Source organism: Massilia sp. P2_C2 (genome assembly GCF_056404615.1).
In genome coordinates this window covers 1-10,138 of the sequence record NZ_JBFUDR010000241.1, presented here as the reverse complement: position 1 = coordinate 10,138, position 10,138 = coordinate 1, and the positions used below count along the sequence as shown (strand labels likewise).

14 protein-coding genes are annotated in these 10,138 nt (G+C 68.0%); 7 read left to right on the top strand and 7 right to left on the bottom strand.

Features of this window, described 5'->3' with window-relative positions; translation table 11 throughout:
- The 3 genes from AC1DYX_RS22840 to AC1DYX_RS22830 form a co-directional block, all read left to right on the top strand.
- Nucleotides 1-354 (top strand): PhzF family phenazine biosynthesis protein (locus AC1DYX_RS22840; protein ID WP_477263090.1); only part of this gene is annotated, 354 nt, incomplete at its 5' end.
- Nucleotides 355-420: 66 nt separating this feature from the next.
- Entirely contained in the window at nt 421-774 is a 354-nt protein-coding gene (locus tag AC1DYX_RS22835; RefSeq protein WP_477263087.1) for a TfoX/Sxy family protein, read from the top strand.
- Between the two features lie 87 nt (nt 775-861).
- On the top strand, nt 862-1,812 hold the full coding sequence (locus tag AC1DYX_RS22830; RefSeq protein ID WP_477263085.1) for a family 43 glycosylhydrolase: 951 nt from the start codon (nt 862-864) through the stop codon (nt 1,810-1,812).
- 65 nt (nt 1,813-1,877) lie between these two features.
- Here AC1DYX_RS22830 and AC1DYX_RS22825 read toward each other — a convergent pair whose 3' ends face one another.
- The 3 genes from AC1DYX_RS22825 to AC1DYX_RS22815 are packed head-to-tail and all read right to left on the bottom strand — an operon-like array spanning nt 1,878 to nt 3,931.
- Complete coding sequence (locus tag AC1DYX_RS22825; RefSeq protein ID WP_477263083.1) at nt 1,878-2,642, bottom strand: hypothetical protein; 765 nt, start codon at nt 2,640-2,642, stop codon at nt 1,878-1,880.
- A 30-nt stretch (nt 2,643-2,672) separates the two neighbouring features.
- A complete protein-coding gene (locus AC1DYX_RS22820; protein ID WP_477263081.1) occupies nt 2,673-3,458 on the bottom strand; it encodes a DUF2491 family protein in 786 nt (261 codons plus the stop codon).
- A gap of 5 nt (nt 3,459-3,463) precedes the next feature.
- Nucleotides 3,464-3,931, bottom strand: coding sequence for a hypothetical protein (locus AC1DYX_RS22815; RefSeq protein WP_477263079.1), 468 nt, complete (start codon nt 3,929-3,931; stop codon nt 3,464-3,466).
- On the opposite strand from AC1DYX_RS22815, the gene AC1DYX_RS22810 reads away from it, so the two are divergent.
- Both AC1DYX_RS22810 and AC1DYX_RS22805 read left to right on the top strand, forming a co-directional pair.
- Nucleotides 3,924-4,277, top strand: coding sequence for a hypothetical protein (locus AC1DYX_RS22810; RefSeq protein WP_477263077.1), 354 nt, complete (start codon nt 3,924-3,926; stop codon nt 4,275-4,277). The two genes, AC1DYX_RS22815 and AC1DYX_RS22810, sit on opposite strands and share 8 nt — an antisense overlap.
- Nucleotides 4,278-4,370: 93 nt before the next feature.
- Nucleotides 4,371-4,862: a phage regulatory CII family protein gene (locus AC1DYX_RS22805; protein ID WP_477263075.1), complete on the top strand. Its 492-nt coding sequence runs from the start codon at nt 4,371-4,373 to the stop codon at nt 4,860-4,862.
- Here the strand turns inward: AC1DYX_RS22805 and AC1DYX_RS22800 are convergent, their stop codons facing one another.
- The 4 genes from AC1DYX_RS22800 to AC1DYX_RS22785 all read right to left on the bottom strand — a co-directional run bounded on the left by AC1DYX_RS22800 (nt 4,863) and on the right by AC1DYX_RS22785 (nt 9,059).
- A complete protein-coding gene (locus AC1DYX_RS22800) occupies nt 4,863-5,294 on the bottom strand; it encodes a hypothetical protein (protein WP_477263073.1) in 432 nt (143 codons plus the stop codon). It abuts the gene before it with no gap.
- Between the two features lie 66 nt (nt 5,295-5,360).
- Nucleotides 5,361-6,416: a glycoside hydrolase family 43 protein gene (locus AC1DYX_RS22795; RefSeq protein ID WP_477263071.1), complete on the bottom strand. Its 1,056-nt coding sequence runs from the start codon at nt 6,414-6,416 to the stop codon at nt 5,361-5,363.
- A 16-nt stretch (nt 6,417-6,432) separates the two neighbouring features.
- On the bottom strand, nt 6,433-7,482 hold the full coding sequence (locus AC1DYX_RS22790; protein WP_477263069.1) for a family 43 glycosylhydrolase: 1,050 nt from the start codon (nt 7,480-7,482) through the stop codon (nt 6,433-6,435).
- Between the two features lie 131 nt (nt 7,483-7,613).
- Nucleotides 7,614-9,059, bottom strand: a complete 1,446-nt coding sequence (locus AC1DYX_RS22785; RefSeq protein WP_477263067.1) for a discoidin domain-containing protein — start codon at nt 9,057-9,059, stop codon at nt 7,614-7,616.
- Between the two features lie 64 nt (nt 9,060-9,123).
- On the opposite strand from AC1DYX_RS22785, the gene AC1DYX_RS22780 reads away from it, so the two are divergent.
- Nucleotides 9,124-9,699: a hypothetical protein gene (locus tag AC1DYX_RS22780; protein WP_477263065.1), complete on the top strand. Its 576-nt coding sequence runs from the start codon at nt 9,124-9,126 to the stop codon at nt 9,697-9,699.
- Nucleotides 9,700-9,795: 96 nt separating this feature from the next.
- On the top strand, nt 9,796-10,138 hold a 343-nt coding region (locus AC1DYX_RS22775; RefSeq protein WP_477263063.1), incomplete at its 3' end, for a hypothetical protein.

The following is a 10,138-nucleotide window of genomic DNA, read 5'->3' as shown; positions in this document are numbered from 1 at the left end:
GTGCTGGCCGCCGCGCCGGACCTGGCGCGCATGCTGGCGTGGAACCGCGCAGGCGCGCACACGGGCGTGATCGTATTCGGCCCCCTCGCCGCCGGCGCCCCCGCACGCATCGAGGTGCRCGCGTTCGCGCCCGCGCACGGCGTTCCCGAGGACCCGGTCTGCGGCAGCGGCAACGGCGCCGTCGCGGCATGGCTGCGGCATACGGGCCAGGTCGACGCCTTCGGACGCGACTTCCTGTCCAGCCAGGGCGCCGCGGTCGGCCGGGCCGGCCTCGTGCACCTGTCGATCGGGGCGGACGCGATCCGGGTCGGCGGCCGGGCCGTCACCTGCGTCGACGGGTATCTCGCGTCCTGATCACGCTTGCCTGCGCGGCTGGGCCGCGCTACGCTGGCGGCTTCGACCACAACCGGAAGGACGGACATGGCAACGGATGCCAGTTTCATCGATTACGTGGCGGAAGTCGCGGGCCTGGGCGCGCGGCTGACGCACCGGAAGATGTTCGGGGAATACGCGCTGTACGTGGATGACAAGGTCGTCGCCTTCGCCTGCGACGGCAGCCTGTTCGTCAAGCCGTCCGGCGCCGCCGCACGCCTCGCGCCCGACCTGCCGCAAGGGCCACCGTATCCCGGTGCCAAGGACTATCCGATCGCCGACGAACTGCTCGACGATCCGGATGCGCTGCACCGCCTGCTGCTCGAGACAGCCACGCTCATGCCGCCGCCGAAGCCGAAGAAGCCTGTGGAAGCGCGTGCAAAAGCGCGCTCGAAACGCTGACCGTCCCCATATAGTTATCGATATCATTTGCGCGCGGCATGTGCTAGGATGCCAGCCTGTCCACACCACGAACAGGAACCCACGCACATGCTACGCCGCTCCCTCGCCCTGCTTCTTCCCGCGCTGTCGCTGGCCTGCGCCGCCCACGCGGCCGAACCCCTCGCGTCGCGCTTCAACGCCGACCCGTCGCCGCACTGGTTCCCCGCCGCGAAGGGCGACAAGTTCTACCTGTACGCGACGGACGACGCGTCGAATTCCGGCAAGTACTGGGATAACGTCACGTGGCGTCTGTACACGTCGCCCGACATGAAGACGTGGCGCGACGCCGGCGTGCCGCTCGCCGTGACCGTCTTCAAATGGGCGCGGCCGGACGCGAAGGCATGGGCGCCCGAGGCGGCCTACCGCAACGGCAAATACTATTTCTACGCGCCCGTCGGCGGCGACAAGATCGGCGTCGCGGTATCCGACCGGCCCGACGGCGGCTTCGTCGACGCGCGCAACGATCCGCTCGTCGACCGCGAACGCGACGTGAACGCGGGCGACGAGCCGATCGACCCGGCCGTCTTCGTCGACAAGGATGGGCAGGCGTATATGTATTTCGGCACGCGCGTGCCGAAGGTCGTCAAGCTGAAACCCGACATGATTTCGCTGGACGGCCCGATCCGCATCGTGAAGATCGAGGGTCTGCCGGAATCGGACAAGAGGAAAAAATATGGCGAGGCGCCGTTCCTGCACGAGCACAACGGCGTGTACTACTTCACGTTCTCGTCCGGCTGGCCGGGCCAGATCCTGTACGCGACGGCGTCGTCGCCGCTCGGCCCCTTCACCTACCGGGGCGTCGTCATCGATTACCTGAAGATCTCGACGAACCACCAGGCGATCCTCGAGAAGGACGGCAAGAGCTGGGTGTTCTACCACGACGCGCTGCTGCCGGGCGGCGGCAGCCTGCGCCGCTCGATCGCCATCGCGCCGCTGGAATACGGCGCGGATGGCACGATCCGCCAGTTGGCCATCACGCCCGGCCAGCCGAACGACTGAAAGCCTATTTAGGTGGGCGCGAGCTTGTAGGGTGGGCACCCCGTGCCCACCCTACGGGCTCAAACTCAGGCCGCCGTCTTGCCCGACAGGCGCTTGAGGCGCTCCAGCGCGCTTTCTCCGGCCGTCTCCGGCTGGCTCACGGACTTGCGGATCGCATCCAGTTCCGCCTGCTGGTCGAGCGGCTTCTGGCCGATGTCGGCCACGATGCGCAGGCCCGACGCCTCGTTGGTCACGGCCTGTGCGCGGCGGGTCAGCGCGGACAGCGCCGTCGAGTTGCCGCGCATGCTCGTGAGGCCCGCGAGCTGTTCCTGGCGCTCGATGCGCAGCTCCTGCAATTCCTTCTGGGCCTTGGCCGCGGCCAGTGCCTGCATCGCCTTCTTCGCCTGCGCGTCGAACTCGGCCAGCTGCTTGCTGAGGGCGTCGACGATCGTCTGCAGCTCGTCCATGTAGGCCTTCGCATCCGCCTCTTCCTGGATTTCCTGCGGCAGCCGGGCCTTGTTCGCTTCAAGCTCGTCGCAGAACATCGTCACCGTCGCCTCAGAGATCGAGCCGGCGGCCAGGCGCTCGGCCAGCTTCTCGGCGGCCCGTTCGTCGTTGGCGATCAGGTTCTGCAGGTTGATGACGTCGCCGCGTTCCTTGTCGAACGATGCGCGCGCCGTGGCCAGCAGTTGCGCCGTCTCGCGCAAGGTGGCGATCAGGCGGTCGCGGTCGGCCTCGGTCGCGGTCTCGGGATCGAAGTTGGCGATGGCTTCCGCGATGCGGTTGCCCAGGGCGCCGAAATGCTTCGTGACCAGGCGTGCGGTCAGGCCCCATCCACTAGCGTTGCTCATTGTTGTTCCTTTCGTCGGTGAAGAAAACGGTTATTGAATGACGATGCGTTCTTGTTCCATCGGGATGCCGACCACGAAGTCGACGTGGATGCCGCGCCGGCTCGCGTCGCCGTCGACGCTCTCCACGATCTCCGTCGTGATCAACAGGTATTCGCGGCCGCCGTCCGGCAGCGTGCGCACATAAGGCATGAAGAACATGTCCTGGCGCAGGCCGTGCACGCCCGCAGCATCGTCGATGCGGGTCTCGCGGCCTTTGAACGGCGTGACGAAGGCGGCGCCTGGCGCGCCGGCGTCGCGGGTGTAATCGAGGCGGTCGGCCGCGCCGAACACGGTGGCAAGCGTCGCCTTGTCCAGCATGTCGGCCAACTGTTCGCGCCACAGCGTATAGCCGGCATCGCCGAGGCCATAGCCGGCCGCGCCCGTGTACGCATCCTGGTCGTCGGCGGTCTCCGGGATCACACGCGCCAGCTGGGTGCAGTACAAGACCTCGGCCACCTTGCCGTCGTCGCCGCAGAACACCTGCAGGAATTTTTCCTTCGCGTCGTCATCGCCCTTGTCGAGGTACAGGCGGTACAGCTCCGTGTCCGGCACGAGCCGGATCTGCGAGACGGCCAGGATGCGCGTGTCACCCGCATCCGGCATGCCGATCAGCGAACCATTGGCCTGCGCCCGGATGATCGGGGAGCATTGCAGCTGCACGACGCTGCCGATCCGGGCGCCCAGCGGCACCGCGTCGTCGGCGCGCGTCGCGCCCTGGGTCACGCCCTTGTTGGCGGCCACCGCTTTCACGTAACTGAAGACATCCTTCCAGGCCATGCTCGTCAATTCCTTTCGAATGAATAGGTGGGTTTCTTCGCCTCGCGCGCACGGCGCACCCGGCGCCACACGAAATACACGATCCAGCCCGCGAGCGCCAGCATGCACAGCCAGAGGAACATGCCGAAGAACGGTACGCCGTCCGACCGCGCGGGCGCGGGCGCCGGTGCAGGCACCGACGTGGGCACCGTCGTGCCGCTGCCCGCCGTGGCCGGGTAGGCGCCCGGATAACCGTTGTTGCCGCTCGCATGCGCCCCGCGCGCCGCGTTGGCGAGGACGGCGCCCGCGATCACGTGACCGAGGCCGCTGTCCTGGCGCACGACGACCGGCGGTTGCTGCTGCGGATACCCGGCCGGCGGCGGCGCATACGTGGGCGCCTGCTGGCCGGACCCGCTTCTTTCATAACCGGGCACGGGCCGGGTGTCGCGCGTCGCGTCGGCCTGCGCCTGGCGGCGCGCATCCAGCGTGCGCAATGCATTCGCTTCCGCCGAGTTCCGGTTCAGCTTTTGCGACAGCGCGGAATCCGACTTCTGCGGCGCCGCCGCGCCGCTGTCGAACGAGCCGAAGCTGCCGGACGGCCTGGCCGGCGGCTCGGGCGCATCGGACGACGTCGAATGCCGGCTGAACGACCCGAAACTGCCGCTCGACTTCGATGGCGACGCCGCGTGCGACTTCGACGAAGGCGACGACGAAGATGAAGACGAAGACCGATGCGAGGAAAATCCGCCCCTGAACGACGACGACCTCGACGGCCTCGCATCCGCGGCGTCGACGTACGTGAGCGGCACCAGCAGGGACAGCAGGAACGCGACTTTATAAATCTTCAACATGGCCAGGAAAGCGATCGAAAGTTAGAATAAGGATAACGACCGGCATATTGACATGCACCGGTAGAATAAGCAAAGGATTACCATGACCCGCCGTTACCTCGACATGAACCAGCACGACGCCCTGTACACCGTGGCGCGGCGCTACCCCGGCGGCATCGAAGCGCTGGCGCGCGAACTGGGGATGTCGGCCAATGTCTTGCGCAACAAGCTCGCGCCCACGATCGCGTCGCACTACCCCTCGTTCGAGGAAGTCTCGCTGATCGTCGAATGCTGCCACAAGGCCGGCGTGCCGGATGCGCACCTGCCGCTGCATGCGCTGCTCGTGCGCCACGGGATGGCCGCGTTCGTGGTGCCGCAGCCGGAGGCGGCGCGCCAGGACGATTTGTCGCAGACGGTCTGCCGCGTGATGAGCGACGTGGGCGCCGTGGCCGAGGCGGTGTCGGCCGCCCTGCTCGACGGGAAGGTCACGCCGGTCGAGGCCGACCTGATCGAAAGGAAGTTCCATGCCGCGCTGTCCGCGCTCGGCGCCTGGCGCGCACGCCTGCGCCAGCAGACCGAGGCGGGCCTGGGCTGATCAGGAACGCAGGCGCCGCGAGGGCGATGCCTGTTCGTCGCGCGCCGCGCTGCGCAGCGAGCGCAGGAACAGCCCGAGGCCGCCGARCGCGAGCGCCAGGATGCAGAGGAGTTCGAACGCCGACATCGTGCGCAGCGACATGTTCACGGACGCGATCACGCCGAACACGAGCGCCGCGAACGCGCAGATGGCGAGCAGCCAGCCCAGCGCGTTGCGGGCATTGAAGAAGATCATCGCGATGCCGATCACGAGGGGGATCAGCACGATGCCGCCCGTGACGCCGTAGCCGCCGACGCCGAACAGCCGGGTGCCGAGGCCGAAGCTGGAGCTGACCACGACGCTGTTCAGCAGCAGGTAGAACCCGCCCACCATCAGCACGAGGCCCACGAAAAACTGGCCCGTGCCGCCGTTCGTTCCACCCGCACCGTTCATCGCGCCCTCCGTTCATTTGACATTGTTGTGACGGCGACAACAATACCAGACTTTCCGGCTACCGCGCTACTTCGCCTTACGGTTATGCGGGGCGAGAATTACCGTGGAAATGTCCGCCACGGGTTCGCCGAAATCGGGCATGCCGTCCGGACGCCAGTGGATGACCTGGGCACGCGTATTGCGGTTCGGGTCATGCAGCGAATCGCCCTGGATCTCGCGGTAGTTGCGCGCATGGTAGACCAGCACGTCGGTCTTGCCGTCCGGTGTTGTCGTGAACGCATTGTGGCCCGGGCCCCATTGGCCGTTCTTTGCGCTGCTCCTGAAGACGGGCTGCGGCAGCTTGGTCCAGGATTTGGGGTCCGTCAGGTCGGCGTCCGCCGGCGCGCTGACCATGCCGAGGCAATAATTCTCGTCCGTCGCGCTGGCCGAGAACGTGACGAACACGCGGCCATGGCTGACCAGCACAGCCGGCCCTTCGTCCACGTCGAACTTGACCTTTTCCCAAGCGTACTCCGGCTTCGACAGCAGCACGGCGGGCCCCTTGATCGACCACGGCGTGTCCATCTTCGCCAGGTAGATATTCGTGCCCTTGCTCCCGTCCGGCGCCGTCTGCGTCCACACGAGATAACGCTGGCCGCGGTGTGCGAATGTCGTGGCGTCGAGCGAGAACGATTCCCAGCCCGTCTTGATCTGGCCCCGTTCGGTCCACTCGCCCTGGAACGGATCGGGCGACGCGTTTTCCAGCACGTACAGGCGGATGTCCCAGATCTTGTCGGCGCGCCCGGCCGTGAAATAGATATACCACTTGCCGTCGATGCGATGCATCTCGGGCGCCCAGATGTGCGCGCCCATCTCGCCCGTCGCGTGCTTGCGCCACACGGTTTTCGCGGTGGCCGCGCCCAGGTCGTCGAGCGAACGGGCGCGGCGGATCTCGATGCGGTCGTATTCCGGCACCGTCGCCGTGAAATAGTACCAGCCGTCCGGCTGCAGGCTCACCTGCGGGTCGGCGCGCTGCAGCACGAGTGGATTGTGAAATACCGGCTCGGCGGCGCGGGCCGGGGCGAACACGGTGGCGAGGCACAGGGCCAGCGCCGGCATGGCGCGAAAGGTAAAGCGGACCATCCAACCTCCAAAAAAATCACGCATCGGGGCCGAGCCGGATGTGCACCGGCGCGTCGCGGTCGGTGCGCAGCACGCCACCCTCTTCGATCAATTCCGTCACCTGGATCAGGCTGCGCCGCTGCTCAGGCCCGTCGCGTTTCGCATCGGGCCCCTGCCTGCCGGGATGCACGAAATAGAACAGGTAAGCGTGGTCGCCATTGACGACGACGTCCGCATGGCCGCCCATCACGCCGTCGTCGGGTCCATGCCCCGGCTGTTCCAGCAAGGTGGCAGGCTGCGGGCGCCACGTGAGCGCGTCGTCGGAGCGGAACACGGCAAGGCCGTGCCACACGTCGACGATTATCCACCAGGCGCCGCGCCAGCGRAACACCTTCGGCCCTTCGCCGCGCAGGGCAACGGCCGTGCCACGGTCCGTCCAGTGCACGAGGTCCGGACTGTCGGCGTAATAGATGGTCTTGCCTTCGCGCTCGTTGTTATACCACATGCGCCAGCCGCCGCCCGGCAGCCGCGCCAGCGACGGATCGATGACCTTGTCGTTCGCCAGCGGCATCTTGACGGGATGGCGCCACGTGCGCAGGTCGCTGCTCGTCAGGTGCACGATCACGCGCGGATGCCCCCAGTCCTCGAACACGCCAGGCACCACGGTGAGGAACATGTGGTAGGTGCCGTCGTCGCCGCGGACGACGTCCGGCGCCCAGTGCGTGGCATTCTCTCCGCCGTATTCCGGAGGCAGCTCGACGTCCGCCGTGCCGACATAGGTCCAGTGCGCGCCACCGTCGGGCGACTCGGCAATGCCGATGCGCGTGCCGTGCACCCACGTCACGCCCGGCAGGTCCGTCGCCGTCGCGCGGCGGTTCGTGTAGAACATCCACCAGCGGCCGCGCGCCGGATTCCAGATGAGGGTGGGATCGGCGGCGCCGTCGTACACGGGATCGCGGAACAGCGGCTTGGCGGCGATCTCGCCGGCGTTTGGCTTGGCGCGATCGAGCGCGCAGCCGGTGAGCGCGCACAGCGCCAGCGCCAGGCACGCGGACACCGCCGCGAACGGGCGTAAGCTGATGAACAAAGCGTTCCCTTTGATTGTGGTTGGATCGGACATGCGCGGCCGTTCAGCGCCGCGTTGCGATCATAGTGGCAGGGCTGCCTTCCGACCAATGAATTTTTTGGTGCGAGCGATACGTTTTACGCATGGCGGTGTCAGGGCACGGGCTTGCGGCGCCGGCGCGGACCGTCGTCCATGCCCGCCTCGTCGACGTCGGCCGACGTCGGGCGCGAGCGCCGGTATTCGAGTTCGCCGGCTTCCTCGGGCAGCGCGGGTCCCGTGTACAGGACGGCCACGTCGGCCAGCGCGCTCGCGCGGTCCTGGCCGAAGCCGGACAAGGGCGTCAGGCGCAGATAGCGCGCCGTCACCGTCTGCCCGAACCGCACCGTCTGCGGATCGAACGTCGAAACCAGCGTCGGCCGCGCCACCTCGCGCCAGACGGCGCCGTCGTCGCTCGCCTCCACCCGCCACTCGCGCACGTCGCCCTCGTGGTCGCGGTGGTTCTGGCGCGGCATCAGCACCAGGCCGTCGAACGGCACGGCGCCCGCGAACGCGATCGTCAGTGGCGGTTGCGGCCGCGCTGCGTCGCCCTTCACGGCCACGAGGCTGTATGTATTCGGATCGCCGTCGATGGTTGCGGCGGCATCCGGCCAGCCGCTCGCGGTCGCGCCCAGCTTCTTCATCACGCGCGTGTCGAACAGGCTGGCGCGCAGTGCGGCCGGATCGACCTCCATCGCCGGCTGGAAGCGCGAACTCGCCATGTAATCGAGCAGCGAACGGCGCAGCTGGCGCGCGGCCGGGCGTTCGTCCAGCCGGTTCTCCAGGTCGAACGTCGCCACGACCAGCCGGCCACGTCCCACCCGCGCCTCGAACACGGCGCCCAGGCGGTAGTTGCGGTTCCAGTCGTCGATGGGCTGGACGATGGGTTTGAGCCCGGCCGGCAGGCGCTCCAGGTTGAACGCGCGGGCGCCGGCCACCAGCTCGCTCCACTGCCAGTCCATGTGGTCCGCCGTCGGAAAGCTCGCCAGCGCGGGGTGCGCGCGAGCTATCCACAGGCCCAGCATGCGGCTCCAGCCCGGGTTCATCAAGCGGTTCCAGAACACCGGCACGTCCGCGAGCGGCGGCGACGTCCAGTCCAGGTCGGCCTTGCGCGGCAGGTACAGCACGGATCCGCCCTGCGCCAGCCGGGACGCCGCCTCGGCCCAGGCATGGGTCACGAGCACGCCGGCCGGCACGGCCGGGTCCACGGCATCCGGGTACAGCCAGAAGTTCCAGTCGTTGGCGATCTCCGTCCCCTCCAGCCCCACGACCAGCTTGTAGTGCGCGGGCGCCGGCAGCCGTGCCAGATCGGCCGCCACGCGTCCCAGCGCGATGTTCTTCCCGATCGGGACGTCCAGCGCCGCGAAGCGTCCTTGCGCGACCGGGCGTCCGCCGTCGTCCTCGACGCGCCACCAGGGCCGTGCACCGGACAGCGGCTTCTCGCCATAGTGCGCGATCTCGACCGGAACGTCGAACGTGTCGCGTCGTGAGCACGGTGCGCGCCAGCCGCGCGAGCGGCACCGTCGCGCCGTTGAAGCGGCGGAACGCTTCCGGCGTCGCATATCCCTTCGTCTCCCAGAACGTGTCGAGGATGCCGACGAGCGCCGTGCCCTGGCCGAGGTAGTCGTGCAGGTCCAGCAGCTGGTAGCCGCTCATGCCGCGCGTGCGCAGCGCCGCCTCGATCTCTTCCTTGTAGCACGCCACCTGCCAGCGGCCCGAGGCCAGCGCGAAATCCCGGTTGCGGTCCAGCACCCCGTGGCGGCGGGCGGAGTCGCGGAAGATCTCGTAATTCCCCGGCCGCAGATAGCCCGTGAACTTGTCGATGATGGAGAAATCGGGATACGCGACCCACTGCCCCATCTCGTGCGCGACGACGGGCACCTGGATGCCGTCCAGCGAGGCGGCGTAGTCGCGCCCGAACCAGCCGGTCTTGTTGCGCAGCGGCCTGGGGCCGATGCGCTGCACGGCCAGGTAGTCCGTGTTCTGGTCGAGGTCCGGCACGACGGGTTCCGTATGCCCCGTGCCGTTGGTGTAGAGCCGGCGCGGATCCTCGGCGCGGAAGCGCGCGATCCAGCGGTCGAACACGTCCTTCCACCGGCCGGACGGTTCGTTGCTGGGACTGAGCAGCAGGAACGACGGATGATTGCCGTAAGCGCGGATCAGGCGCGCCGTCTCGTCGTTCAGCATCGCCTCGATCGGTGAACCGGGCTCGAACCGGTTCCACATGCCGGGCTCCGGCTGCAGGTAGATGCCCACGTCGTCCGCCGCCTGGAACGCGGCCTCGGGCGGCATGAACGAGTGGAAGCGGACGTGGTTGATGCCCCACGCCTTGTTGATGGCGAAGATCTTCTTCCAGTAAGCGACGTCCGTCGGCGGATAGCCGGTCAATGGAAAATCGCCGCCGTGGTGCGTCCCGCGCAGGAACACGGGGCGGCCGTTGACGAGGATATCGGTGCCCGGCGCCGCGACCTGCACGAAGCCGAACGGCACGGCGCGCGTATCGTCCGCGTCCGGCCCCGTGAGGCGCAGCCGCAGCGTTTGCAAAGCGGGATGGAATTCGTCCCACGTGGGCGCAGTCGGCGGATATTGCACGCGGAATTCGGCGCCGCCGCCCGCGGCGTCCCAATGCACCGGGATGCGC